This window comes from Haloechinothrix salitolerans (assembly GCF_042662605.1).
GTDB classification, from domain to species: Bacteria; Actinomycetota; Actinomycetes; order Mycobacteriales; family Pseudonocardiaceae; genus Haloechinothrix_A; species Haloechinothrix_A salitolerans.
In genome coordinates this window covers 3,943,423-3,969,740 of the sequence record NZ_JBHSXX010000001.1, presented here as the reverse complement: position 1 = coordinate 3,969,740, position 26,318 = coordinate 3,943,423, and the positions used below count along the sequence as shown (strand labels likewise).

The 26,318-nt window shown below is 67.6% G+C and carries 21 protein-coding genes and 1 pseudogene; 10 read left to right on the top strand and 12 right to left on the bottom strand.

The features are described from left to right. The first annotated feature begins 3 nt into the window (after window positions 1–3). From ACFQGD_RS18830 to ACFQGD_RS18820, 3 genes are all read left to right on the top strand, one after another. Window positions 4–840, top strand: coding sequence for an SDR family oxidoreductase (locus tag ACFQGD_RS18830; protein WP_345402896.1), 837 nt, complete (start codon window positions 4–6; stop codon window positions 838–840). A gap of 2 nt (window positions 841–842) precedes the next feature. Then, window positions 843–1,457, top strand: a complete 615-nt coding sequence (locus ACFQGD_RS18825) for a TetR/AcrR family transcriptional regulator (RefSeq protein WP_345402899.1) — start codon at window positions 843–845, stop codon at window positions 1,455–1,457. Between the two features lie 186 nt (window positions 1,458–1,643). After that, entirely contained in the window at window positions 1,644–2,525 is an 882-nt protein-coding gene (locus ACFQGD_RS18820) for a hypothetical protein (RefSeq protein ID WP_345402902.1), read from the top strand. Between the two features lie 62 nt (window positions 2,526–2,587). Here ACFQGD_RS18820 and ACFQGD_RS18815 read toward each other — a convergent pair whose 3' ends face one another. Together ACFQGD_RS18815 and ACFQGD_RS18810 are read right to left on the bottom strand one after the other, a co-directional pair. Continuing rightward, window positions 2,588–3,565 (bottom strand): helix-turn-helix transcriptional regulator, encoded by a 978-nt coding sequence (locus tag ACFQGD_RS18815; protein ID WP_345402905.1) that lies wholly within the window; start codon window positions 3,563–3,565, stop codon window positions 2,588–2,590. Window positions 3,566–3,889: 324 nt separating this feature from the next. Then, window positions 3,890–4,336, bottom strand: a complete 447-nt coding sequence (locus ACFQGD_RS18810; protein WP_345402908.1) for a heavy metal-responsive transcriptional regulator — start codon at window positions 4,334–4,336, stop codon at window positions 3,890–3,892. 177 nt (window positions 4,337–4,513) lie between these two features. Between ACFQGD_RS18810 and ACFQGD_RS18805 the strand changes: the two genes are divergently transcribed. Further along, window positions 4,514–7,123, top strand: a complete 2,610-nt coding sequence (locus ACFQGD_RS18805; protein WP_345402910.1) for an AMP-binding protein — start codon at window positions 4,514–4,516, stop codon at window positions 7,121–7,123. A 69-nt stretch (window positions 7,124–7,192) separates the two neighbouring features. Here the strand turns inward: ACFQGD_RS18805 and ACFQGD_RS18800 are convergent, their stop codons facing one another. From ACFQGD_RS18800 to ACFQGD_RS18775, 6 genes are all read right to left on the bottom strand, one after another. After that, on the bottom strand, window positions 7,193–7,816 hold the full coding sequence (locus ACFQGD_RS18800) for a superoxide dismutase family protein (RefSeq protein ID WP_345402912.1): 624 nt from the start codon (window positions 7,814–7,816) through the stop codon (window positions 7,193–7,195). A 194-nt stretch (window positions 7,817–8,010) separates the two neighbouring features. Beyond that, a complete protein-coding gene (locus ACFQGD_RS18795) occupies window positions 8,011–9,264 on the bottom strand; it encodes a PucR family transcriptional regulator (RefSeq protein ID WP_465261639.1) in 1,254 nt (417 codons plus the stop codon). Window positions 9,265–9,406: 142 nt separating this feature from the next. Beyond that, window positions 9,407–10,021, bottom strand: a complete 615-nt coding sequence (locus ACFQGD_RS18790) for a GTP-binding protein (protein WP_345402917.1) — start codon at window positions 10,019–10,021, stop codon at window positions 9,407–9,409. Beyond that, window positions 10,002–10,373 (bottom strand): DUF742 domain-containing protein, encoded by a 372-nt coding sequence (locus tag ACFQGD_RS18785; RefSeq protein ID WP_345402920.1) that lies wholly within the window; start codon window positions 10,371–10,373, stop codon window positions 10,002–10,004. The genes ACFQGD_RS18790 and ACFQGD_RS18785 overlap by 20 nt, the downstream gene beginning before the upstream one ends. Then, window positions 10,370–10,801: a roadblock/LC7 domain-containing protein gene (locus ACFQGD_RS18780; RefSeq protein ID WP_345402923.1), complete on the bottom strand. Its 432-nt coding sequence runs from the start codon at window positions 10,799–10,801 to the stop codon at window positions 10,370–10,372. Before ACFQGD_RS18780 ends, ACFQGD_RS18785 begins: the two co-directional genes overlap by 4 nt. Beyond that, window positions 10,798–13,473, bottom strand: coding sequence for a sensor histidine kinase (locus ACFQGD_RS18775; RefSeq protein ID WP_345402926.1), 2,676 nt, complete (start codon window positions 13,471–13,473; stop codon window positions 10,798–10,800). The genes ACFQGD_RS18780 and ACFQGD_RS18775 overlap by 4 nt, the downstream gene beginning before the upstream one ends. Window positions 13,474–13,807: 334 nt before the next feature. Here ACFQGD_RS18775 and ACFQGD_RS18770 point away from each other — a divergent pair, with 334 nt between their 5' ends. Both ACFQGD_RS18770 and ACFQGD_RS18765 read left to right on the top strand, forming a co-directional pair. Then, the gene (locus ACFQGD_RS18770) at window positions 13,808–15,991 is read left to right on the top strand and encodes a xanthine dehydrogenase family protein molybdopterin-binding subunit (RefSeq protein WP_345402929.1); all 2,184 of its coding nucleotides are present in this window, start codon (window positions 13,808–13,810) and stop codon (window positions 15,989–15,991) included. Window positions 15,992–16,002: 11 nt separating this feature from the next. Further along, window positions 16,003–16,449: pseudogene (locus tag ACFQGD_RS18765) on the top strand ((2Fe-2S)-binding protein); the annotation flags it as partial. Window positions 16,450–16,823: 374 nt separating this feature from the next. On the opposite strand, the gene ACFQGD_RS18760 reads toward ACFQGD_RS18765, so the two are convergent. Further along, window positions 16,824–18,218 carry a KamA family radical SAM protein gene (locus ACFQGD_RS18760; protein ID WP_345402932.1) on the bottom strand — a complete coding sequence of 465 codons (1,395 nt, stop codon included), beginning with the start codon at window positions 18,216–18,218 and terminating at the stop codon, window positions 16,824–16,826. A gap of 146 nt (window positions 18,219–18,364) precedes the next feature. Between ACFQGD_RS18760 and ACFQGD_RS18755 the strand changes: the two genes are divergently transcribed. Genes ACFQGD_RS18755 through ACFQGD_RS18745 form a run of 3 tightly spaced genes read left to right on the top strand, consistent with a single transcriptional unit; the run spans window position 18,365 to window position 22,349 of the window. Beyond that, a complete protein-coding gene (locus ACFQGD_RS18755; protein ID WP_345402935.1) occupies window positions 18,365–19,984 on the top strand; it encodes an amidohydrolase in 1,620 nt (539 codons plus the stop codon). Next, window positions 19,981–21,588: an apolipoprotein N-acyltransferase gene (lnt, locus tag ACFQGD_RS18750; RefSeq protein ID WP_345402938.1), complete on the top strand. Its 1,608-nt coding sequence runs from the start codon at window positions 19,981–19,983 to the stop codon at window positions 21,586–21,588. The genes ACFQGD_RS18755 and lnt overlap by 4 nt, the downstream gene beginning before the upstream one ends. Continuing rightward, complete coding sequence (locus ACFQGD_RS18745; protein WP_345402941.1) at window positions 21,585–22,349, top strand: polyprenol monophosphomannose synthase; 765 nt, start codon at window positions 21,585–21,587, stop codon at window positions 22,347–22,349. The genes lnt and ACFQGD_RS18745 overlap by 4 nt, the downstream gene beginning before the upstream one ends. Before the next feature lie 120 nt (window positions 22,350–22,469). Here ACFQGD_RS18745 and ACFQGD_RS18740 read toward each other — a convergent pair whose 3' ends face one another. Continuing rightward, a complete protein-coding gene (locus ACFQGD_RS18740) occupies window positions 22,470–22,814 on the bottom strand; it encodes an RNA polymerase-binding protein RbpA (protein ID WP_345402943.1) in 345 nt (114 codons plus the stop codon). A 335-nt stretch (window positions 22,815–23,149) separates the two neighbouring features. Further along, window positions 23,150–24,574 (bottom strand): MFS transporter, encoded by a 1,425-nt coding sequence (locus tag ACFQGD_RS18735; RefSeq protein ID WP_345402946.1) that lies wholly within the window; start codon window positions 24,572–24,574, stop codon window positions 23,150–23,152. 248 nt (window positions 24,575–24,822) lie between these two features. On the opposite strand from ACFQGD_RS18735, the gene ACFQGD_RS18730 reads away from it, so the two are divergent. Then, window positions 24,823–25,530 (top strand): transglycosylase family protein, encoded by a 708-nt coding sequence (locus tag ACFQGD_RS18730; RefSeq protein WP_345402949.1) that lies wholly within the window; start codon window positions 24,823–24,825, stop codon window positions 25,528–25,530. Here ACFQGD_RS18730 and ACFQGD_RS18725 read toward each other — a convergent pair. Beyond that, the gene (locus ACFQGD_RS18725; RefSeq protein WP_345402952.1) at window positions 25,460–26,311 is read right to left on the bottom strand and encodes a glycerophosphodiester phosphodiesterase; all 852 of its coding nucleotides are present in this window, start codon (window positions 26,309–26,311) and stop codon (window positions 25,460–25,462) included. The genes ACFQGD_RS18730 and ACFQGD_RS18725 overlap by 71 nt on opposite strands. Window positions 26,312–26,318: the final 7 nt, after the last annotated feature.

Below are 26,318 nucleotides of genomic sequence, written 5' to 3'. Positions count from 1 at the left end.
TCCATGACATCGCTCGCGGGCAAGACGCTCATCATGTCGGGCGGCAGCAGGGGCATCGGTGAGGCGATCGCCCTGCGCGCCGCCGCCGACGGCGCCAACGTCGCCATGATCGCCAAGACGGCCGAGCCGCACCCGAAGCTGCCCGGCACGATCTACACCGCCGCGAAAGCCGTGGAAGAAGCAGGCGGGCAGGCGCTGCCGATCGTTGGTGACATCCGCGACGACGAGTCCGTCGCCAAGGCGGTCGAAGACACCGTCGCGCGGTTCGGCGGCATCGACGTCGTCGTCAACAACGCCAGCGCGATCGACCTGTCACCGACCGAGCACATCAAGATGAAGAGCTACGACCTGATGCTCGACATCAACACGCGTGGCTCATTCCTGCTGTCGAAGCTGTCGATCCCGCATCTGCGGCACTCCGACAACCCGCACATCCTGACGTTGTCGCCGCCGATCAGCCTCGACCCGAAGTGGTTCGGCCGCATCGGCACCGGCTACACGATCGCGAAGTACGGCATGAGCCTGGTGACGCTCGGACTGTCCGAGGAACTGCGCGGCGACGGCATCGCGGCGAACTCGCTGTGGCCCCGGACCACGATCGACACCGCGGCGATCCGCAACGTCGTCGGCGCGGAACTCGCGAACACGTCGCGTACGCCGCGGATCATGGCGGACGCGGCGCACGCGATCGTCACCAAGCCCAGCAAGGAGACGAGCGGGCAGTTCTTCATCGACGATGAGGTGCTGGCCGCCGCGGGCGTCACCGACTTCGCGCAGTACCGGCTGTGCGAGCGAGAGGAAGACCTCTCGCCGGACCTGTGGGTCGAGGGGAGCCGCTGAGTATGACGTCGGTGCGGCAGCCGCAGCAGGATCGGAGCAGGCAGACGCGGCGGCGGTTGCTGGAGGCCGCCGTCGAGTGCCTGACCGAGCTGGGCTGGACCCGCACCACCGTGGTGGTCGTCGCCGAGCGGGCCGGGGTGTCGCGCGGCGCGGCACAGCACCACTTCCCGACCCGTGAGGACCTGATCAACGCCGCCGTCAACTACGTCTCCGAGGTGCAGCTCGAAGAGCTGGCGGAGCAGGTGGCGGCGTTGCCCACCGACGGCACTCGACGTCGTGCCGTGGTGGAGATGCTGCTCAACCTCTACACCGGGCCGTCGTTCCGCGCCGCGCTGCACCTGTGGGTGGCCGCGTCCACGGACGAGCCGCTGGGTGCGGTGATCAAGCCGTTGGAGCGGCAGGTGGGTCGGGAGGCGCACCGGATGGCGGTGAGCCTGCTCGACGTCGATGAGTCCGTGCCTGGCGTGCGCGAGACGGTCCAGGCGACGCTGGACCTCGCGCGCGGGCTCGGGCTGGCGAACCTGCTTTCCGACGACACCGCCCGTCGCGCCCGTATCGTCGCGCAGTGGACGTCGATGTTGGAGGCGGAGCTGGGCGCCGCCACGATGTCGTCGTAGCGCTCGGCCTGCTCGAAACTCACCCCGCGCCGAGTGTGAGTCATTGTGGTCGCGCCAACGACCAGAATGACTCACACTCGCTCCGCGCTGTGGACAGCAATCCCACCAAGAACGCGCCGAGCCCGAGTTGTCCACAGATTTGCGATAACGGCCCGCGCGGTCGGCCGCTCCTGGATCGTTGCTGGGATGAGCCCTTTCGACGTCCAGTGCGGGGTGGTGACGGTCGCGCAAGCGCTGGCCTGCATGAGTCGCGGACAGGTTCGTGCGCGGGTCGCTGCTGGCCGGTGGCAGCGGCCGCACCATGGTGTGCTTGTCACGCACAATGGCCCGCTGACCTGGGAACAGGAGCTGTGGGTGTGCTTGCTGGCCGCACCGCCGGGTTCAGCGCTCGCCGGACCGACTGCCGCGCAACTCGACGGTCTGCTCGGCCTGGAATCGCGGCGGCCGTGGATCGTCGTCCCGTATGGACGACGCAAGCCCCAGCGCGGCGGTGTCGTCGTGCTCCAGTCGCGGCATCTCGGCGACGACGACGTGCACCCGGAACGGAGTCCGCGACGTACGCGGATCGAGCGCAGCATCCTGGACATGAGCACCAACGCCGTGAGCGCGAAGGCAGCGCGCGTGCCCGTGTTGGCGGCTGTGCAGCAGGCGCTTACTGTGCCCGAGAAGTTGCGCGCGGCACTGGCGCGTCGTGCCACCTGCTCCCATCGCGCGCTGATCGCCGAGACTATCGATGATGCCGAGGGTGGGGTCCACTCACTGCCAGAACGGGAGTTCGCCCAGATTCTTCGTGGCCGTCGCTTACCGGCGCCGGTACGTCAGCGGCGGCTGCGCAGACCGGACGGCCGATACTACCTCGATGCCGACTGGGACACCTACGACCTCTCGGTAGAGATCCACGGCCTTCCGCACCTGGAGATTCGCAACTGGGACGCGGATCTCGACCGGCACAACGAGCTGAGCATCGACGGTAGACGACTGTTGCAGTTCGCCTCCTACGCCGTGCGTCACCACCCCGGTCGCGTCGCCGACCAGGTCGAACGAGGTCTCAGCCGGGGCGGACTGTGAGTCGTTGCGGTTGTTGACGCGACCATAATGACTCACACTCCTGAGCAGGCGCGAGGACGTCTTCAGATCCAGCCGTTCCGGCAGGCGTAGACGGCCAGCTGGAAGCGGTTTACCACTCCAGCGCGAGTGGTCAAGCTCTCCAGGTTCCGCGACAGCGTGCGACGGCTGATACCAAGCAGTTCCGCGATCGCGTGATCGGTGATGCCGCTCGCGAGCAGTTCGATGATCTTGCGTTCGATCGGCCGCAGCGAGGACGGCTCCTTGGTGCCAAGGTGCATCGGCAGCGCCGCGCGCCAGGAGCTCTCGAACAGCCCGATCAGCGCGTCGAGCAGGCTGGACTGCCGGATCAGCAGGCTGGATCGACTGATCTCCATCTCCGCGTCCGACAGCGACACCAGCGCGAGGCGGCCGTCATAGATGCTGAGTTTGACCGGCACATCCGGCAGCACCCGCGCCTGCTCACCGGCGGCGATACAGGGCTGGATGTTCTCGGCATAGTAGTCCGGCTGCCGCACCGCCGCGCGGGCGTACACGCAGCGGTACGACACGCCGCGCCCCAGATTCTCCACCTCGAGGTCGTTCGGGCCTCGCTGCGTGGTGTACGGCGGCGAGTCGAACCGCAGCACCTCCTTGGTGGCGGCGGATTCCTCCAGGTGTACCCGCTCCGCGACGTAGGGTGCGGTGATCACCTCGACCAGATCGTCCGGCGATTGCTGCCACACCGAACGGCGGAACTGCCGGTAGGCGTTCGTGGCGGCGAGTTCGGCGGCGCGCAGCTCGGATTCCCGCGCCCGCGCGAGCCGTTGCAGACCGGTGCTTGGCTCGATCGGCGCGATGGTGTCGACGTCCGTTGTCGCGACAAGCCCTGCTTTGGTCAGACTCTCCACCGCGGCCGCGGTGTCCGCTTCGGACAGGTCGAGCGCGCTGGCGATCGCGCTGTGCGTGGCGGGGCCAGTACCGAGTAGCCACTGATACAGCCGGACATCCTCGCGGCCAAGCCCCAACCTGCGCAGATGGATGTCCAGCTCATCGTCTGACATGAAGAACCTCACCCATGTATCGCCTGCCGATCACGATGGTACGGGCAGGCGGCACGGGCCGCTGAGGCGGTACGGGCGCGACAAGGGCTCCGGCAGCTTCTGACTGTCGGAGCCCTTCTCGCTGATCCCGTGCGGGGCGAACCACGACGCCCCGGAGAGGATCACCCTCGGATCCGAAGAAATTTCTACATGCTCCGACGGGTCCGTGGTGTCGCAGCGTTGCCAGTGGCCTCAGATCGCCACGAACCCGGCCGGTTCAGCAGCAGTTCTCGCAGTCCTCGCAGCAGTCGTCGCCACCGTTGAGCAGCGGGTTCGTGTCGCGCATCACTCACACCTCCCTTCCGATTGGTCGTTCGAGTCATCGGGTGGACACCATTCGCCGGGACTGACGTCGGGGCACCGCCCGCTCGGCAGTCCGGCGAGCGTCTCGGCCAGCTCGGCCCGCAACGCGGTGAGCCGTGCCAGCTCGTCGTCGATGTCGTCAATGCGCCTGCGCAGCAACCCTTCGGCGGGCTCGCACGGACATACGCCGGTATCGCGCACGCTGAGGAGGTCGGCGATCTCCCGCAGTCGCAGCCCGAGCCGTTGACAGCCTTGAATGAAGCCGACCCGCTCCACCGTCTCGGTGGGGTAGAGGCGGTAGCCGGACGGCGTGCGCGGCGGTGGAGCGAGTAGCCCTGCGCGCTCGTAGTACCTGATCGTGTCCGGCCGGACCCCGACACGGGCGGCCAGTTCGGCCACGCGCAGGCCCGGTGCTGTCTTCGTCGTCACGCTATCGACGGTAAACCTGGGAGCGCGCTCCAAGGTCAAGCAAACGAACCAGAAAGATCCGATGCCAATGCGGTCGCGGCCCGACATGCGTCGTCTGCGCCACAGGACTAGGTTATCCGGATTGGTTAGCCTATGCTTGCTTAGCGAAGCCTAAGCTCCGCTATGACGAGGTGGCCCATGTCGGTCGATGCCGCACCGCACCGGACGGTGGAGGACCGCGGCGTCGCTGGTGTTCCGTTCGCGACGAGCTTGGCCCAGCACGGCGAGCGCACCGCGCTCATCGACGCGCACGGGCAGCGCCTGACATATCGTGAGCTCGCCGACAGGGTCGCGGCGATGCGCGCCAGGCTCGGCACCACGCGCAGGCTAGTGCTGGTCGCCGCCGCCAACGACGTCGATCCGATCGTGGCTTATCTGGCGGCGCTGTCCGGCGGACACCCCGTGCTGCTGGCCAGCGCGCACGACGCCGCGTACCGCGAGGAACTGATCGCCAGCTACGACCCCGATGTCGTCATCGACGAGAAGTTCACCGAGCGCCGCGTCGGCACCGCCCATACGCTGCATCCCTCGCTCGCACTGCTGCTGTCGACGTCCGGCTCCACCGGTTCGCCCAAGCTGGTGCGGCTTTCGGCGCGCAACGTGCAGGCCAACGCCGAGTCAATCGCGCGATACCTGGAGATCGAGCCGACCGATCGGCCGATTACCTCGCTGCCGATGCAATACTGCTACGGGCTGTCAGTGATCAACAGCAACCTGCTGCGCGGCGCGGGCCTTGTGCTGACCGACGCGTCGGTGATCGAGCCGGAGTTCTGGGCGCTGTTTCGCGAGCACGGCTGCACCAGTCTGCACGGTGTGCCCTACACGTTTGACCTGCTTGACCGCGCGGATTTCGCGGAGATGGACTTGCCGAGCTTGCGGTATGTCACCCAGGCAGGCGGCAAGCTCGCACCCGAGCGGGTACGAGAGTTCGCCCGCCTCGGGCGACGCGACGGCTGGCGGCTGTTCGTCATGTACGGCCAGACTGAAGCCACCGCCCGCATGGCGTACCTGCCACCCGAACAGGCCGAACGCCATCCCGATGCCATCGGCGTCGCCATCCCCGGCGGCGACTTCGAACTCGCCTTCGTGTCGGACGGCGGTGATCAGGGCGAGCTGATCTACCGGGGCCCGAACGTGATGCTCGGCTACGCCGAACACCCGGAAGACCTCGCCGAGGGCAGGACCGTCACGGCGCTGGCGACCGGTGACCTCGCGCGCCGCACCCCGGACGGGCTCTACGTCATCACCGGGCGTGCCAGCCGGTTCGTCAAGGTCTACGGCCTACGCATCGACCTGGACCGTGTCGAGCGGCTGTGCGCCGAGCAGGGGATCGTCGCGCACTGCACCGGTGAGGACGAGCGGGTGCTCGTCGCGGTATCCACGGACGACGATGTCGCCCCGGTGACTGACCTCGTCACCGCGGCGCTCGGATTGCCCGCCGCGTCGGTACGGGTGGGCGTCGTTGGCGAGGTGCCCAGATTGGCGTCCGGGAAGGTCGACTACGCGGCACTCTCCGCCAGCCTGGCAGCCTCCGACGTCCAATCCGAGGACCCACCACCCGCCGCGGGGGTGCGGGAAATTTTCGCGTCGGTCCTGCCGCACTACACGCCTGGAGACATCCGCGACGGCGACAGTTTCGTCACCCTCGGCGGGGACTCACTGTCCTACGTGCGTGCGTCCGTCGCCCTGGAGAAGCTGCTCGGCGAGCTTCCTGCCGACTGGCCGTCGCTACCAGTGGCGGAACTGGAGCGGCACCGGCCGCGGCGCCGGGCGTTCGCCGTCGTCGAGACCAACATCATTCTGCGCGCGATCGCCATCGTGCTCGTCGTCAGCGGTCACGTCGGCTTGTTCCACATCCTCGGCGGGGCCCATCTGCTGCTGATGCTCGCCGGGTGGAGTTTCGCCCGGTTCGTCCTGGGGGCAGGTGCGGCGAAGGGCTTCCTTATCGCATCTGACGCAAGAAAGGAGCCCTTCACGACGCCCCGCGCCATCCTCCGCAGCGCCGCCCGCATCGCCGTACCCAGCGTGGCGTGGCTGGCGTGGCGGGCAGCGGTGACCGAGGACGTCGGATGGGCGAATGTCCTGCTCGTCCACAACTACCTCGGCACGTCGCCGGCCAACGGGTATTGGTTCGTCGAGGTGCTGGTGCAGACGTTGCTGCTGCTGAGCCTGCTGTTCGCGATCCCGGCCGTGCGGCGGTTCGAGCGGCGCCACCCGTTCCTGATGCCGCTGGTGGTATTGGCGGTGTCGCTGACCGGGCGGCTGTTCGTCGGCGACATGGCGCACTTCTTCGACTGGGCGCTGACCACCCACGCGATGCTGTGGTTCTTCGCATTGGGCTGGCTGGTGTTCCGTGCGCGTACGTGGCCGCAGCAGCTCGTCGTCGTGGCCGCGGCGCTGGTGACCGTCCCCGGATTCTTCGACGACCTCGCCCGTGAGGGCATCGTCCTCGTCGGACTGGTGCTGGTGCTGTTCGTCCCTCGGCTGCGGGTTCCCCGTGTCCTGGTCGCACCGATCGGGCTGATCGCCAGCGCTTCGCTCTACATCTACCTCACGCACTACGTTCTGTTGCCCGGCATGCTCGCCATCGCGTCGCGGCTGGTGGTGACGGCGGCCGGCATCGCGCTCGGCGTCGCGGTGTGGTTCATCGTCGAGCGCGGGACGGCGACCGCGGTGCGGCTCTGGCGGAGCAAGGTCACCAGCGGCGAACAGCTAGGAATCGAATCCGACGTCCGTGCGGGAGGCTGACGCGGCGCTACGAGGTCCACGAACAGCGAGGGCCCGCCACCGTGAGGTGACGGGCCCTCGTGTGCGGTGTTAGTGCGAGTGTGGCAGGGAAAGACAAGCGATCCGGTCGCCCGAGGCACCGGCGTTGCCTGGTGCGGCCGACGTCTTCTGGGCGGAGTGCACGACAACCGACCTTGGTCGGTCCCAGTCGGTGACCTCGAAGTCGAGCGTGACCTCGGAACGGCCGTTACCGTCGGCGTCGGTGTTCAGATCCAGCCAGAACTCGTTCTCCGGGTTGACGTACTTGGGATCGGGCGTGTTCGCCCCGTTCTCAGGGGCGGTCTGGTGCTGGTAGTGCCCGCCGGACGCGTCAGGGTTCGGTCCGCATTTGTCGGTGTGCGCGTGTGCGGCGTAGCCCCGGTTGGGAAGCATTCCGCTGACCTCGAGCGAAAACGTCGTGCTGCTATCAGTGGGCGTCATCTCGATGGCCATCTCGGCGCCAACCGGTGCGAGTCGCTGGTTGTAGGTGAAGGCGTCGCTGGCATTCGCAGGAGTTTCCAGCGCGCCCGAATGGCTCAGGGCATGACCCGAATGGGCGTCCGCTGCCTGGGTGTCCTCGTTGGCGCCCGCGCCGGAGTCACACGCGGTGGCAAGCAGGCCGAACGCCGCCACGGCCAGCACCACCGGAGTTTTGCGGTGGAATGTTTTTCGCATACCGCGAGTATTACCGATGGGTAAGTACGGCCCGGTACGTACCCCCATTTCCTGTGCTCCGTTTCCGGGTGTTAGCCACGGTCGGCTTGTGGATTGTGACGAATAATTTCGTGACGCAAGGTTGGTTTTTGTGCGGCGCGAGCAAAAACCACTTTTTTATGGGTTGACGGCCGCTTGTGACGTGCGGGGCGACGTCACAAGCGAATGTCCGAGCCGTCGGAGCCGCGCACGTGGACGGCCCGCAACGCTATGTCGAGAAGGAATCGTTCGTCCGGATTGTCGAGTGTGCCACCAAGCAGGTTCGTGATCTGGTTCATGCGATAGCGGACTGTCTGCGGATGCACGTCGAGGCGGGCCGCGACGTCGCTGATGCCGCCGCCGGCGTCGAGCCACGCCCGCAACGTCTCGGACAGCCGGGAGCGTTGTCGGGTGGTGAGATCGGCGAACGGTCGGAACGCACGTTCAGTCAGCTGCTTGAGGATGAACTCGTCGGCGTGTATCGCGAGGGTGGGCAGATGCTCCGAGCAGTCGATCACGCCACTGCTGGGCAGCACGCCTTTACGTCCGAGTTCGAGCGCCTTGTGTGCGCACTCGAGCGACTTGACGGCCTGGGGGATCGGGACCAGCGGGCCGACTGCCGCAAGCCTGCCGCGCAGGGTGCGTCGCAGCTCGGAAAAGTGACGCTCGGGCTGGCCGAGCACCAGACACGGCTCGGCGCGGTCCGCGTCGGCGAGTACGTCAGGGCCGAACGCGCTCGCCTGCAGCGGGCGCTGTCCCGGGCGCTGGTCGACGGCGACGAGAGCGACGGAGTCGGGCATTGTCCAGCCTGCGTCCGCTGCCAGATCCGCGATCGCCTGCGGTGAGATCGGTGGGTCGGCCAGGATCATGCGTACCAGCCGCTGCCTGATCCGCTCGGCGGTCCCGTCCGCACGCGCCTGCGCCTCGCTGTGTCCGGCGATGGCCGCCGCGGACAGTTCGTCCGAGTAGTGAAAGAGCGCGTCCGCGAGGGTGTTGAAGGTGCTGCTCGGCACCCCGGCGGCGGCGCCCGCTCGCCACAAATGCCGCCACGCCACTCGGGTGCCGATGCGTACGGCGGTTTGCATCGCGTCCATACTGCGGCCCGCGTAATATTCCATTCGTCCGATTCGTCGAAACCAATCCTCGTTGGTGCGACCATCGGTACGCGGTGTGTCTTTTCCGTCGACGAGTCGGCGCACGGCGCGTTCGACCGATGCCACGAGCAGCTGCGTCAATTCGTCGTCGCGTGGTTGACCATACGCGGGCACACTCGCTCGGATTTCCTTGACGATTTCAGTGATCATTCGTCCCGCGACCGGCCGCACGATAGCCGCTATCTGCGAAGGCGGAATCGTAGACAGGATCTCCTGTGCCGTCCCGCCCGCGCGCTCGCCGGGAACGTGGACTTGCTGGCGATGAGCTGATGTCAACGAGAGCCACCCCAGGTGTTCAAAGTTACCAAGCCTTTACGCCGTATGGGCGACAACTATCGATCGGCGCGGTGATACTAGGGATGATCAACTGCCGAGTCAAGCCGCCCTGCGTAGGCAGGGTGTCCGCGGAGTGGGTGACTCAGTTGTCCACGGCGGCGGCGCGCTGCGCGTGGCCCGTGAGCGACATGATGTGCTCCAGCAGGGTGGTGAGCACCTTCTTCGTCGACTCCCGCTGTCTGACGTCGCAGAGCAGCACCGGGACGAACGGGTCGACGTCGAGGGCGGCGCGTACCTCGTCGACGGTGTACATCTGGGTGCCGTCGAAGCAGTTCACCCCGACGACGAACGGCACGTGACGTTCCTCGAAGAAGTCGATCGCGGCGAAGCAACTGGCGAGGCGCCGGGTGTCGGCGAGGACGATCGCACCGAGCGCTCCTTGGGCGAGCTCGTCCCACATGAACCAGAACCGGTCCTGGCCGGGGGTCCCGAAGAGGTACAGGATCAGTTCCTGGTTGATCGTGATCCTGCCGAAGTCGAGCGCGACGGTGGTGGTGCGCTTCCGCTCGACGCCGGTGATGTCGTCGACGCCCGCGCCGCGCTCGGTGAGCTGCTCCTCGGTACGCAGCGGCTCGATCTCACTGACCGAGCCGACCAGCGTGGTCTTGCCGACGCCGAACCCGCCAGCGATCAGTATCTTGAGCGCCGTCGCGTTGATCGCGGGTCGAATCATGCGGTCAGAGCTCGCGAATTCCATCCAGCACCTTCTGCAGCGTGTCCGGGCTCGCAGCCGATGAGTGCTTGGCCAAGCCGGTCCGGAAAATGACGTAGTTTTGCTCGATCAGGTCGCTGAGCAACACTTTGACGACGCCGAGTGGTAGATCAGCGCCGGCGGCGACCTCGGCGATCGAGATGGGGTCCTGACAGCACTCGAGGATGCGTTCATGGGCGTGGTCCAGCTCGCCGCCGTGATTTCCGCGTAGCGCGACGACGAGCGTGATCATGTTCAGGTCATCGCGCGCGACGTGGGTCCGGCCACGGGTGAACGTGTAGGGGCGGGCGAGCGGTCCAGCGTCTTCGTCGAACCAGGCGCTGTCTTCGCCGCTCATGATGCTTCGGAGTTTCTCGCATAGTCAGCGGCCGGGTTGCGCGGCGCGGTCGCCATGTGCTTCCCGACACTCGCCACCATGCGGTTCACCTCGTAGGCGATCAACCCGAGGTCCGCGTCCGCCTGTGCGAGCACGGCGATGCATGCGCCGGTTCCCGCCTCCGTGACGACGAGGAAGGCGCGTTCCAGTTCGACGACCGTCTGGTGGACCGCGCCGCCGTCGAAATACTTCCCCGTGCCTTTGGCGAGGCTCTGCAACGCGGACGCGACCGCGGCCAGATGTTCCGCGTCCGCCACGGACATGTCGTGCGACTTGCCCATGAGCAGGCCGTCCGAGGAGAGCAGTACCGCGCGGTTGGCGCCGGTAGCTCGGCGCAGCAGATCATCGAGCAGCCAGTTGGACTCCTTCGGTGACAGATTGACCGTCATGACGTCTCGCCTCCGGGCCAGCGTGGTGGGTGAGGGGTATCCGTGTCGTCGGTGCGCGCCCGTCGCGTTCCGCGCTGGAACGCCGACATCGTGGCCTGGAATCTCTCCGGGCTCGGGTCACCCGGTTGTTCGTCAGGTGGTTCCGGTTTCGCGGGCGGTTCCGGTTCGGTGGACTCCTCGGTGTCGGCCTGCAGTTGCGGAGCGAGGCTCTCCCGCCGCCTGCGCTGCGGCAACGGCGGCTTGCCGTTCCCGCCGTCGCCGTTGCCCGCCGCGGGACCCGGCCTTGGCGGTGTGTACTGCTCGGTGTGCGAGGACGCGCCCGGCGAACCTGCTGCGCCATTGCCGACTGCCGAACCCAGGGAGGAGAACCGCATGGTGTCGTTGCCGCCACTGGCGTGGCGGCCCGTGTGGGTTGACGGGCTACCGTTGCCGTTGGTCGGCGGTCCCGCGTTCGCGGGTGCCATGCCGTTGTCGTGCTCCGGCGGCACCGCGGGGATGTCCTTCTGGGTGTCCTCGAACCTCGGTTCGGGAAGGCGTTCCGGCTTGGCGCGCCGCTGCGACGGCGGTGGCATCGGGACCACGCGGTCGTTGATGTCGGGATCAGGGTGCCCGCCAGGAGCGGGCGCGTAGCCGGAGTCGTACGCCCGTCCCGTGCCAGGAACGAAGCCCGGCTCGGCGTGGCGCCTCGAGCCGCGGCCAGCGTCGGCACCGTGCCCGATGGTCGTTCCGCCCGCGGAGTCGGCGCCGAAGTCCGTACTGAAGTCGGGACCGAATTCGGCGCTGGCGTCCTCTGGCGCGGGAGCTGGCATGGTCTCGGACGCGAGCGTCTTGGTTGGGATCAGCACGACCGCGTTGATGCCGCCGTACAGCGACTCCCGCAGCGTGACCTTGGTGTCGTGCTTGGCGGCCAGCCGGGCGACAACGAACAGCCCGATCCGGGCTTCCTCCGACAGCGACATCACACTGAAGTCGGGCGGAGTGCGCAGCATGGCGTTGATCTCGTCGAGCGTCTCGGCGTCCATGCCGAGTCCCTGGTCCTCGATCTCGATCACGACGCCTCTGCCAACGATCGCAGAGCGCACGTCGACGTCGGTCTGTGGCGGTGAGAACGACGTCGCGTTGTCCAACAGCTCGGCGAGCAGGTGGATCATGTCGGCGACGGCGTCGCCGCGCACCGCGACGTCGGCGACCTTGCTGATGTTGACCTTGGTGTACTGGGCGGTTTCGGCGACCGCCCCGTTGATCACGTCGCGCAGTTCGACCGGCTTGCGCCACTGCCTGCCGGGCTGTTTGCCGCCGAGGATGATCAGGCTTTCCGCGTTGCGCCTGCCTTGGGTGGCGAGATGGTCGAGCTCGAAGAGGAGCTGCAGTTGCTCCGGGTCTTCCTGGGAGCGCTCGGCCTGATCGAGCACCTGCAGCTGCCGGTGTGCGGTGACCTGGTTGCGGTGGGCGATGTTGAGGAACACCGCCCGCACACCGGACCGGATCTCATTCTCTCGCACCGTGGCGGCGATGGCCTGGCGTTGTGCCTGGTTGAAGGCGGTGGCGACCTGACCGATCTCGTCATCACCGTGATCGAGCCACGGCACGTCAGTGTCGATGTCGACTGGCTCACCGTGGTTGAGCCGGTCGACTACCTCCGGCATCCTGTGCTCGGCGAGGTCGAGGGTGTCGTCCCGCAATCGGGTCAGCCTGCGGGCGAGCTTCCTGGACCACCGCAGCGCGACCACCATCGACGTCGCGGTGACCAGCAACAGGATCCCGCCAGCGGCGAGTGAGGTGGTGAGGAGCTGGTTACCACTGTTGGCGCCGAGTCCTGCGGCATGGGAGGAGTGCGACGCGTACAGCCCGCGCAGTCCGTCGGACAGCTTCGCGGCCGCGTTTTGCCAGGCCCTGAAGTTGAATGTCACCGGGTGCTGGCCGGGGCCGCGGGCCATGATGCTGTTGTCGCCGGAGACGACCGTGTCCCACCACCGCGCTTCCTTCATCTGGTCGTAGCGCTGCTGCTCGGTGGGGGTCATGCGCGGATACATGGTTTCCGCGATCTCGTGGTAGGTACCCATCTGGTGCGCCAGCTCGTGGAACTCGTCCAGGTCGAGACCCTGGGCGATGCCACGCAGCAGCAGCGCGTGTGAGCGGGACTGCGCTTCGGTCGAGCGGAACAGGTCGTAGCTGATCATCTGCTCGAAGCCGACCTCGGCGTCACTCGCGGATCGGGCGACACCCTGGATGCCAGCGCCGACCAGCTCGATCATCTCGCCGTAGAACTCGTAGACCTGCTCGGCGTCCGCGCCGCCGGAGTCGATGCGCTGCCGGAACGCGGGCAGCTCCGCGGTGAGGGCCTTTAGGTCCTGCAGCGGACCAGCTAGCTGGTCCGGGGCGGTCTCGGCCAGTTCGGCGGTGACGTCGGTCATCTCGCGCACCGCACCATCCACTTTGGTGCGTTGGTCGGCGAGCAGCCCGTCACCGGGCCGGAGACCGTCGACGACTTTGAGCGTGCTGAGCCTGCGTTCCTCCTGCACCGTCGCGATGAAGTGGGTCGAAGGCTCAAGTGACTTCCGCACGTTCTCCGCGAACGTACGGGTGTTGAGGCCTTGCAACGCCAGGTAGCCGGACAGTCCAATGCCGACGATCATCAGCGCGACGCTGGGAATCAGTGCGATGCGCAGCACGCGAGCGTTGATCGTGCTAGATCCGCGCGAACGCGAGAGTACTCCCATAGGGGTTATTCCAGAACCTTCCATCATTACTGTGCGTGAGCATCCAGCGTGCATCGCAGATGTCTCGGCGCAGGGTAGCGACAGCCACGATGGCGATCGAGAGCGCCTCCGGATGTTTTGCGCTAGCTACAAGAAAAACCGGTGCCATGCCGAGAAAGTTCGTTGTGTGGCGACAACGAAACGCGACATGCGATTAGATGCGTGACGCACCCGGTCGGGTGACGAAATGCTTGCTTGCCATTGACGCTGACATCTCGTGTTTTTTGGCGTTTTGAGAGGAGATTGGATGGCTGAACCGGAGCCAGCAGCCCAGGACAAGGGTCGTGGGCTGAGGCGGCGAAAGTTCCTGACGTTCCTTGTCGCCGCCCCAACGCTCACTGTCGCGGGGCGGTTCGGGTTCGATGCGTTGACCGAGGCGTCAGCGGTGCCGAGCCTGCCGTCGCTGGAGGAGGTCGCGGACCTCGGCGAGGTGATCCGCCTGGCCAGCATGCCGACGACCCACCTGATGGTCCTCGAGGTCACCGAGGACACCAGGGTGCGGTTCGAGCTGCCGAGGGTCGAGGTTGGTCAAGGCATCTCGACCTCGATCGCGATGGTCCTCGCCGAGGAAATGGACGCCAGGCTCGATGACGTCGACGTCGAGCTGGCCGATTCCCGGCCAGCGCTGCACTTCAACCAGATCACCGCCGCGTCGACGACGATGCGGGTGCTGTGGGACCCGGTGCGGCGGATGGCGGCTGATGCGCGTGCGCGGCTCGTCAACGCGGCGGCGAAGCAGTGGGACCTGCCCGCCGAGCGGTTGACCACGAACGACTCGGCGGTGCATGCCCCCGACGGGCGCACCCTCAGCTACGGGGAACTGTCGGCCGCGGCACGGGAGGAATCCGGTAACGGCGAACCGAAGCCCGCGTCCGAGTACACAGTGGTCGGCACCCCGGTCACCAGGACGGACGCCCGCGACGTCGTGACGGGCAAGGCGCGGTACGCCATGGATCTGAACATCGAAGGCGCACTGCCGACGGTGGTGGCACGGCCACCGACGATCAATGGCACCGTTGGCGCTGTCGATGACGCGAAGGCGAGGGCCATGCCTGGTGTCGTCGCGGTCACCGAGATTCCCACCGGTGTCGCGGTGAGCGCGGAGACGTTTTATGACGCGATTCGTGCCAAGGACGCGCTGGAGATTTCCTGGAATCCGGGCCCGATCGACAATGTGTCGGATTCGGACATTCGTAAGAAACTGAAGAATGCGTCCCATCCGCTCGCCGCGCCGAAATTGCGCGGCAGGCATCTGGACGCGAGTTTCGACTTCGCGTTCGTCAATCACGCGCCGATGGAAGTCGAAAGCGCGGTCGCATCGGTGCCCGGTGACGGCACGGCCGAGGTGTGGATGCCCTCGCAGACACCGATCTGGGCGCAAGGCGCCATCGCAACGGAACTCGGCCTCAGCCGTGATGCCGTCGCAGTGCATGTGACCCGTGCTGGCGGCTCGTTCGGGCGCAGGCTGTTCGCGGATGTGGGTCTTGAGGCAGCACGGGTGTCGCAGGCGATCGGTCGCCCGGTCAAGCTGATGCGGACCCGCGAGGATGACATGAAGCACGGCAGGATGCGTCCCGCGTATCACCAGAAGATCAGGGCCAGCTACACCAAGGGGGAGGTGCTGTCCTTCGAGCACCGGGTCACCGGTGTCGGGCTCGACTTCGATCACGGTCTCGGCGAGGCGCTGACGTCGACGTTGGCGCAGACCGTGGAAGGCGGCGCGAGCCAGTACTACTTCACCGCCTCCCAGTCGATGCCGTACCACGTCGGCATCGTGAACCACACACTGCAGGAAGTGCGGCTCGACATCCCCACGAGCAGCTTCCGATCGGTGTTCTCGGGCACGGTGCGCGCGGCCGAGGAAGTCATCATGGACGAACTCGCGGAGCGGATGGGCAAAGACCCGCTCGAGTTTCGGCGTCAGGTGGCCAAGGCGGACTCCGGCAAAGCCGTGCTGACGAAGGTCGCCGAGGTGGCCGGCTGGGGTAGGAAGCTGCCGCCAGGGCACGCGCTGGGGGTTGGCTATCACTCGGAGTACCGCTCGCACGCCGCGTGCGTCGTCGAGATCAACGCGACGGACAAGGCGAACCCGAGGGTCACCAAGGCGTTCATCGCCGCCGACGTCGGTCAGGTGGTCAACCCGAAGGGCCTTGAGGCGCAGCTGATGGGCGCCACGATGGACGGAATCGCCACGATCCTGCAAGCGGGTGTGCACATCGACAACGGCGCGGTACGGGAGAGCAGCTACGGCGACTACCACTGGACGAAGCAGGGCGACTCCCCGACGCGGTTCGAGGTCCACCTCATTCGCACGGATTGGGAGCCAGGTGGCGCGGGCGAACTGGCCCTGCCTGCCGCGGCGGGTGCGGTGGCGAACGCGTACGCCAGGGCGACCGGCACAAGGCCCCGTAGCTTCCCGATCAACCACTAGAGGAGACTTTCGTGCCGAAGAAGCACACATTTCGCGTCAACGGCGAGCAGGTCCAGGTTGACGCCGACGAGAACATGCCGTTGTTGTGGGTGTTGCGGGACAAGCTCGGCATCACCGGCCCGAAGTACGGCTGTGGCGTCGGCCTGTGCCGTGCCTGTACCAGCCATCTCAACGGCGACGAGATTCAGCCGTGCGTCGTGCCGGTCTCGGAGTGCCAGGGCCAAGAGGTCACCACCATCGAGGGGCTGGCCAACGGCGACGAGCTGCACCCGGTGCAGCAGGCGTGGGTCGACGCCGACGTCGGTCAGTGCGGGTTCTGCCAGCCTGGCCAGATCATGGCGGCCGTCTCGCTGTTGCGGCGCAAGCCCAAGCCGACCGACGCCGACATCGACGCCATCGAGAACATGTGCCGGTGCGGCACCTATCCTCGGCTACGTGCCGCGATCAAGGAAATCGCTGGCATTCCGACCGACCCGCCGGGCAACGGCGAGCCGCCGAAAGGGCCGCCGGGGGACAAGCCGCCGAACGGTAAGGGGCCGGACGGTAAGGGCCCAGACGGGCGTCCCGGTAAGCAGCCGCGCCAGGACGACGCATCGTCCGCTGAGGGCGAGCAGTCCGGCGAGAAGGAGTCGGGCGGGCTGTTCGACGGCATCAAGTCGGCGTTCGGCTGAGCGTCCTGACCGTCATGCCCGAAGTCGGGGTCGGGCATGACGATCATGAGGCTTCGTGGCGATACGGATCGTTGGGACGCCTCAAGATCCATCCACACGGGCGCTGCTCGTGCGGTGACAGACGTCTTCGCTGCGGTGAAGGCGTCTGCCACCGCACCGGCTCAGCTCGCGCCGTGCTCTGCCCACCAGCGCTGGCCCGACTCCGGCAGCGTCGAGATGGGGTCGTAGTACTCATAGCGGCGCTCCAGCGCCTCCGGGTCGTCCAGCTCGATGCCGGTGCGATAGTTCTTCGTCCAGTACGAGATGCCGCGCTCGCGGTCGTACTCCGCGACCTGGTGGACCCAACGCTTCCCGACGTACGGCACGTCGCAGATGATGCGCGGTGTCGCGTAGCCCGGCAGGTACCCCATGATCGAGTGCTGTAGCCGTTGCGCCTCCCACACCGCGACGCGCCAGTGCTCCGAGTTCGGGATCATGTCGCACATGTAGAAGTAGTACGGCAGGATGCTGGCCTCGCCTTGCAGCGCGAAGCACAGGTCGAGTAGCGCGTCCGAGGTGTCGTTCACCCCGCGCATCAACACACCCTGGTTACGGACGTCGCGCACGCCGACGTCGAGCATCGCCCGCGCCGCCTCCGCGACCAGGGGCGTCACCGACTGCACGTGGTTGACGTGGGTGTGGATCGCCAGGTTCACGCCGCGCCGCGCCGCCGTGCGGGCGACCCGCTCCATGCCCTCGACGACCTTCGGCTGCAGCCAGTGCTGCGGCAGACCGGCCAGCGCCTTGGTGGCGAGCCGGATGTCACGCACCGTCTCGACGTCGAGCAGCCGCATCAGGAACGACTCCAGCTGGTGCCACGGCACGTTCGCGACGTCACCCCCAGAGACGACGACGTCCCGGACACCGGGAGTGTTTCTGAGGTAGTCGATCATCGCGTCCTGCCGGTCCACCGGTTTGAGCGCGAGCTTGTGCTTGTCGATCTGCGGCGTCGAGTTGCCCACCAGGTCCATGCGCGTGCAGTGCCCGCAGTACTGCGGACACGTCGACAGTAGCTCGGCGAGCACCTTGGTGGGGTAGCGGTGGGTCAGGCCCTCGACCACCCACATCTCCGCCTCGTGCAGCGAGTCGCGCTCGGCGTGCGGGTGCGACGGCCAGCGCGGGTCGCGGTCGGAGCGCACCGGCATCATGTAGTGCCGGATCGGGTCCGCGAACAGCGCGTCGGTGAGCTCGCCTCCGCTGGCCTCCGGCGCCATGGTGTTGAGCATCTGCGGCGGCAGCAGCATCGACATGGTCGCCATGTCCTGCTGGTCGGCCGCCAAGTCCTCGTAGAAGCGCTCATCGACGGTGTCACCGAGCACCTTCCTGAGCTGCTTGATGTTGCGCACGCAGTTCACCCGCTGCCATTGCGCGTCGCGCCACTGCGCCTCGGTGACGTCGGCCCAGCCGGGGAAGCGGCGCCAGTCGGGCTCGGTCAGCTCTCTGCGCCGGTAGACGTAGGGCTGCTCCAGGTGCTGATCGCTGGTGACGGCCTGTTCTGGCCCGGCAACGGCGGTCATGTGTTCTCCTCCTTATGGGGGCGAGTAACACAAATAATCCTGTCATACTGAGTTAAGAACGCAAATCTTGCGGCGTTGCGTGATCGTGCTGTGATGCGGAACGACCGGCCCTGCGCCGCTGAGCTGCGACAAGGCAAACTGCACTCGTGACCGATACGACCCTGCTGACCGGCGGACGGATTCACTCACCCAGCTCACCCGACGCGACCGCGATGGCCGTCACGGACGGCACCGTGGTGTGGGTGGGCCAGGACGGTCCCGGTCGCGCGTTACACCCGGACGCCGAGGAGATCGAGCTGGACGGCGCGTTCGTCGCGCCCGCCTTCGTCGACGCCCACGTGCACGCCACCGCTACCGGACTGCACCTGTCGGGCGTCGACCTGGAGCGGGTCCGGGACGCGGGTGAGCTGCTGGCCGCTATCGCCGACGCCGCGCGCGACGTGCCACCGGGCGGGGTGCTGATCGCGCACGGCTGGGACGAGACCACCTGGATGTCGCCGCGGCTGCCGAGCAGGGCCGACATCGACGACGCCGTTGGCGCGGTGCCCACCTACCTGAGCCGCATAGACGTTCACTCCGCGCTGGTTTCCACCGCGCTGCTCGACCTCGCGCCCGACGTCACCGACGTCGGCGGCTACACCCCGGACGGTCCGCTCACGGCCGCCGCGCACCACCACGTGCGCGCCATGGTTCGCCACAACATCGCCCCTGAGCAGCGGGCCACCGCGCAGCGCGCGTTCCTCGACACCGCCGCCGCGCACGGCATCGTCAGCGTCCACGAGTGCGCCGGACCGGACATCAGCGGCCAGGCCGATCTCGCCGCGCTCATCGACCTCGCGGAAGACCCCGGTCTGCCGGACGTCGTGCCGTACTGGGGCGAGCTCGCCACTTCCGAGGACAGCACCGACGTGGTGCTGCGCGCCAAGGAGCTCGGCGCGCGGGGCCTCGCGGGTGACCTGTTCGCCGATGGCGCCATCGGCTCGCGCACCGCGTGTCTGCACGAGCCGTACACCGACGCGGGCGGCATCGGGGAGCGCTACCTCGACGCCGAGCAGATCGCCGCGCACGTCATCGCCTGCACCGACGCCGGATTGCAGGCCGGGTTCCACGTCATCGGCGACGCCGCGCTGTCCGAGATCATCGCCGGGTTCGCCGAGGCGGAACGCCAACGCGGCAGGCGCGCCATCGTCGCGGGCAGGCACCGCCTCGAACACGTCGAGATGATCGACGAAGATCAGGCCGCCCAGCTCGCCGCGTGGAACGTCACCGCGTCGGTGCAGCCGCGGTTCGACGCGCTGTGGGGTGGCGAGAACGGCATGTACGTCCAGCGCCTGGGTGCCGACCGCGCCGAGCTGATGAACCCGTTCGCGATGCTCGCCGCCACCGGCGTGCTGCTCGCGGGCGGCTCCGACGCGCCGGTCACGCCGATCGACCCGTGGGCCAGCGTGCGCGCTGCCGCGGCCCACCGCACACCCCGCCACTCACTGTCCGCCCGCGCCGCGTTCAACGCCCACACCAGGGGTGGGCACCGGGCGGCAGGCGTCAACGACGGCGTCAGCGGCAGCCTTGTGCCCGGCGCGCCCGCGCACTACGCCGTGTGGGACGCGGGCGAGCTGCACGTCGCCGCCGCTGACTCGCGGGTGCAGCGCTGGTCTACCGACCCGCGCTCCCGCGTGCCACCGCTGCCCGCGCTCGGCCCGGACGACCCGCTGCCACGCTGCATGCGGACCGTGCGGGCGGGCGTGACCATCTACGAGTCGTCATGACCGACACCATGAGCGCTGCCGCCCAGCAGACGTCGCCAGCGCCAAGCCGCGCGCGGCTGCTGCCGGTCGCCGGACTGGTGCTGGCCGCCGCCGCGTCCGGTGTGCTGCTGTTTCTGAGCCACCCGCCGCGCGAGCTGTGGTGGCTCGCCCCGCTGGCGTTCGCCGGGCTGGGGCTGGTGCTGCACGGCAGGCGCGCCCGCGCCGGGTTCGGGCTCGGGCTGGTGTTCGGGCTCGCGTTCACGCTGCCGCACCTGGTCTGGATCAACGACTTCCTCGGCGCACAGCTCGGTCTCGCGCCGTGGCTGGCGCTGAGCACGATCGTCGCGTTGTTCGCGGCGTTGGCGGGAGCGGCGATGGCCGTGGTCGCGCCGCTGCGCGGTGGGCCGGTGTGGATGGCGGCGTTGTGGCTCGTATTCGAAACCGCGCGCGGTGCGGTGCCGCTCAACGGCTTCCCATGGGGGCGGGTCGCCTACAGCCAGCCGGAAGGCGTGTTCACGTCGTTGGCCGCGCTCGGTGGTGTCCCGCTAGTTACCTTCGCCGTGGTCCTCACCGGATTCGGCCTCGCCCGGCTGGTGCTCGCCGTCGCCGACCGCGCGCGGGGCCGGGCGCTCGCGATCGCCGCGCTCGCCGTCGTCGTCCCGGTCGCCGCAGGCGGGATCATGTGGCCGTTCATCGGCACCGCGTCGACGTCCGGCACCGTCACGGTCGCCGCCGTGCAGGGCAACGCCCCCAATGTCGGCCTCGATTTGCTCGGCATGCGCGACGTCCTCCGCCGCAACCACCTCGCCGAGAGCGAACGACTCCAGGCGGCCATCGAGTCAGGCGAACAGCCGCGGCCGGACCTCGTCGTGTGGCCCGAGACCGCCACCGCCGTCGTAGGCGAGGACCCCGGACTGGACGCCATGGTGGAAGGTTTCGGTGTCCCCGCCCTGATCGGTGCGCTCTACGGCCGCGACGACGGCAAGTCGGAGAACGCCGTCATCTCCTGGGATCCGGAGACCGGGCAGGACGGTCGCTACGCCAAGCAGGAACTGGTGCCGTTCGCGGAGTACGTGCCGCTGCGCCCGATCGCGGCGTGGTTCACGCCGTTCCTGGACAACACCGCCGACATGCGCTGGGGGAGCGGCCCCGCCGTGCTCGACGCCGGTGAGGTGCGGGCGGGGCTGGCGATCTGCTACGAGGTCGCCTACGACTATGTGCTGCGTGACGCGGTGCGCGACGGGGCAGAGCTGCTGGTCATCCCCACCAACAACGCCTGGTACGGGCCGGGGGAGATGACCTACCAGCAGCTGTCGATGTCCCGGTTGCGCGCGGTGGAGCACGGCAGGGCGGCCGTCGTCGCGGCGACCAGTGGGGTGAGCGCTATCGTCGCGCCGGACGGCAGCGTGCTCCAGGAGACCGGTCTCTACACCCCGGACTCGCTCGTGGCCGACATCCCGTTGCGCGATACCACCACCATCGCCACGGTCGTCGGCGCGTGGCCGGAGTGGATCATCATCGGTGCCGGACTTGCCGCGTTGCTGGGTCGGATAGGGTGGCGGGTCCGTGGCCGCGGTTCCTCGAGAGGATCCAGCGGCCGGGCCGAGTCGGGGAGGAGTCCATGAGCGAAATCGGTGACACCACGACACCCGTGTTGGTGGTGATCCCGACCTACAACGAGCGCGACACACTGGGCGGCGTCATCGAACGCCTTCTCGAGACCGTGCCCGCGGCGCACGTGCTGGTCGTCGACGACGGCAGCCCTGACGGCACTGGAGAGCTGGCCGACGAGCTCGCGGCGGACGACGAGCGGGTGCACGTGCTGCACCGCACCGAGAAAGCAGGGCTCGGCGCCGCCTACATCGCGGGATTCCGCTGGGGGCTGGCACGGCAGTACGCCACGCTCGTCGAGATGGACGCCGATGGCTCGCACGCGCCGGAGGACCTGCCGCGCGTCCTGGCCGCGCTTCAGGGCGCCGACCTGGTGCTGGGCTCGCGCTACGTGCCCGGCGGCAGGGTGGTGAACTGGCCGAAGCGGCGGCAGCTGCTCTCGCGCGGCGGCAACCTGTACTCCCGGCTCGCCCTCGGCGTCAGCATTCGCGACATCACGGCGGGCTTCCGGGCGTACCGGGCGTCGGTGCTGGAGAAGCTGCCGCTGGACGATATCGCCTCGCAGGGCTACTGCTTCCAGATCGACCTCGCCTGGCGCACGGTGCGGTCGGGGTTCACCGTCGCCGAGGTGCCGATCACGTTCACCGAACGCGAGCTGGGGCAGTCGAAGATGAGCAAGGACATCGTGCTCGAAGCGGTGTTGCAGGTCGGCCGCTGGGGGTTGCGCCGGCGCGGTGAACAGGTCTCCGGGCTGCTGCGACGTCTGAAACGGTAACGGTCGCCAGCACACGGTGAAGGCCCCGCAGCAGGTCGCTGCGGGGCCTTCACCGTGTCTACGCCGATGCGGGGCCGATCGCGGAGCACGGCGTGCGTAGGCACGCACGCCGGTCAAGCATCAGGCACTGCGGGAACGGCGCTCCTTCAGCTCGGTCAGGCGCTCGTCGAGCAGTTCCTCAAGCTCACCGATGGTGCGGCGCTCCAGCAGCATGTCCCAGTGGGTCCGTGCTGGCTTGGCCTTCTTCTGCTCCTCCTCGGAGCCGTCGATGATCTTCGACTCGGTACCGTGCAGCCGACACTCCCAGACTGAGGGGATCTCGGCGTCGTCCGAGAACGGAACCTCGAACTCGTGGTCCTTGGGGCAGGCGTAGCTGACGGTGCGCCTCGGCGCGAGGTCGTGGTTGCGGTCGGTCTCGTAGCTGACCGCTCCCAGTCTGCTGCCACGGAGAACACGGTCGGCCATGTTGTCGTTCCTTTCTGTTCAGGCTCGCGTCAGCCTGTCGGCGCTTACCCTATGCAACGGTGGGCAGGCCGTCAGGATTCCCGAGTACACCGTCGGAGCGCACTATGCATCGCATCACGCTGTTGTTCTAGCTTGCGGGACTGAGACGCCACTGAACCGCATACGTGATGACGTCGTGCCCTTCGACATGCGGATAACCCCCGTTTGGGTTAAGCATTGTCTTAGCCAGCTTGACAGATAACGGTTGCGGTCAACACCTCCGCCATGAGGGACATCACTCAAGTAACGCTCCGTAGCTGAGTGGTCGCATGCGTCGTGCGACGGTGCGGATGGGCCTAGAGCAGCTCCGGTGGCTGGTTGCCCGCCGCCGTGATCGCCCTGCGTACGGGTACCAGTGCGAGCAGGCAGAAGCCGACGACGAAGAACACCGTCAGCGCGATGATCGCGGGCCGGAACGAGCCAGTCGCATCGGCGATGACCCCGAACAGCAGCGGCCCCATCCACGACGTTCCGCGCTCGGTCATCTCGTAAAGGGAGAAGTACTGGCCCTCCTTACCCGGAGGGATGAGCTGGCTGTACAGCGAGCGGGACAGCGCCTGGGTGCCGCCGAGGACGAAGCCGATGCCGGCCGCGACCGTCCAGAACATCAGTTTGTCACCTGGCTGCAAGTTGTACGCGGCGATCAGGACGCCGATCCAGAGCACAAGACATCCAAGGATGGTGCGTTTGGCGCCCACGCGGAGGGCGACCCTGCCGAGCGCCCACGCGCCGACGAACGCGATCAGCTGGACCACGAGGATGGTCACCGTCAGCACCTCAGGGCCGAACCCGAGCTGCTGGTCGCCGTACTGCGCGGAGACGTTGATGACCGTCGCGACGCCATCGTTGTAGACCAGGTACGCGCCGAGAAACAGCAGCGTCAGCGGAACCGCGACGGTCCCGCGCACCGTGTCGCGCAGTTCGACGAAGCCGCTGACCAGTACCGGACGGCCTTGCACGAGTGGCGGCGGGTCGCTGCGTTGGACGATGCGGCGCAACGGGATCAGCGTGAAGCCCGCCCACCACAGGCCGGACAGCAGGAACGCGATCCGTACCGCCTCACCCTGCGTGAGACCGACGGAGTCATGCAGAAACACCAGTATCAGCTGGATCGCCAGCGCGAGCGCGCCCCCGAGATAGCCAAGCGCCCAGCCGCGCGACGACACGGCGTCTCGTTCGTCGGGATCGGCGATGTCGATCAGGAACGAGTAGTACACGATGATCGACGCGCCCGCAGCGACCTGCCCGATCAGGTAGAGCAACGCGGCGAGTTGCCAGTTGTCACCAGCCGCGAACACCATCAGACCGATCGATGTCGCACCGGTGAACGCGAGCGCACCGAGGATGCCCTTGCGGTTGTGGCTGCGGTCGTTGATCGCCCCAGTGATGGGTAGGACGATGACCTGGGCGATCAACGCCGCCGCGACGAGGTAGTTCCACACCACGCCCGCCGACATCGTCCAGCCCAACAAGCTGACGTCGCAGCTGTGCAGACTGCTCTCGCTGCCATCCGGCATCACGCACGGATTCGGACCGTTGCGGGCGGTGTTCTGTTTGGCGTCTTCCGTGGCCAGCGCGTTGAGGAACAGCGCGCCGAAGGTTGTCGTGACCGACGTGTACATCGGCTGGCTGGCCCAGTCGTAGAAGTACCAGCCGCGCTGTTCGCGCTTGCGGGCTCGAGGGTCGGTCGCCGGAACGGGGCCGACACGGTCGCTGTGCATGCCACCTCGTCAGGGGTTGTCTCGTCTGGTGGGGCAGACATTACTGTGCGCCGCCCTAGCTCGTGGCGCTTGCTGGAGGATCGTGGCCAATTCGCAGTCCCGATGTGGACGCCGCGCCGAACGGACACCGCCGGACGACGGCATCCGTTCGGCGGTGTCGCTCAGGTGGGTGCTTTTCGTCGCGTGTGATGCTGATGTGCTTGTTGTGACTCTTGTGGTGGTTAAGCCCCCTGCTTACCGTGCTGGCTATGGGCCGAGGCTGGCGTGTTCTCCCGCGCATCAAGCGGGGTGCGGTGGTACTCGTGGTCGCGCTGGCGGCGAGCGTGGTGACAGCGCTGCCCGCGGCCTCGGATCCAACCTGGGAGCAGTGGGCGCGGTTGCGCATGTGCGAGTCCAGCGACCGCTATGACATCAACACCGGGACCGGCTACTACGGCGCCTACCAGTTCGACTTGCCGACCTGGCGCAGCGTGGGCGGCACCGGCAAGCCCCACCAGGCCAGCCCCGCCGAGCAGGACTACCGCGCGCTGTATCTGTACCGGATGCGCGGCTGGCAGCCGTGGGAGTGCGCGAACAAGCACTTCCTGAACCTGCGGGAGGATGCCGACGCGCGGAGCAAAGTGGTGCCCTCGTATGAGGACGCGGCCTACATCGGTGGTGAAGGCGAGCTGCCGCCGTTGCCAGACGGCACCGACGTCGATACCGGGCCGGCGGAAATGCCGCCATGGCCGGGCGTCGTGTACGCCTATGGTGACTGCGCGGTGCCGCTGAAGGACTTCCAACTGCGGATGAACGTGTTCGACCTCGGCTACACGTTCACCGGATCGGGCTGCTACCGCGACCAGACCAAACGGGCGGTGCTGGCGTTGCAGCGCGCCAACGGGATCAATGACTCGGGTCGGCTTGGTCCGAAGACGTGGCGTGCGGCGTGGGAGGGGAAGCCGCCTCGTCCGTAGCGCCGTGCGGCCACGCGCCGCGTTCGCGCAGCACGGTGCGCAGGATGTCTGGCCGGTCGGTGATGATGCCGTCGACGCCGATGTCGAGCAATTTCCGCATGGTCGGGGCGTCGTCGACCGTCCAGACGTGCACCTCGGCGCCCATGCGGTGTGCGCGGCGGACGAACGCGGGGGAGACCACGGGGAGTTTGCCCTGGCGCAACGGGACTTGCGCCATCGCGCCTTTGGCGAGGAAACCAAGAGGAACGAGCGGGACCTTGCTGGTCGCCCAGACGATGCCCGCGGAGACCGGGTCCATCGCCTGCACGAGTTGGGGGCCGCCGAACTTTCGGATCCTGGCGAGCCTCCTGGCGGAGAACGACGCCGCCGCGACCCGGTGCACGGCCTTGCATCGCCGAATCGTGCGCAAAAATGGTTCCACCGCGGCATCAGTCTTGATGTCGACGTTGAAGTGCGCGTTCGGTAGCTCCTCGAGAACGTCCTCGAGCCTGCTGACCGGCACCTGGCCGCCGATCTTGGCGCGGCGCACCTCCGACCAGGTGAGCTGGTTGATCGAGCCGCACCGGTCGGTCGTGCGGTCCAGGGTGTCGTCGTGATGGACGACGAGCACGCCGTCGGACGTGGCGTGGACGTCGGTCTCGATGTGGTGGTAGCCCTCGTCCGCGGCGCGGCGGAACGCGGGCAGCGAGTTCTCCATGCCGTGCAGGTCGTCGATGTGCCAGCCTCGGTGCGCGAAGGCGCGCGGGACTGGCGACGCGAGGTAGGGATAGCGCGAAGTCACGACTCCA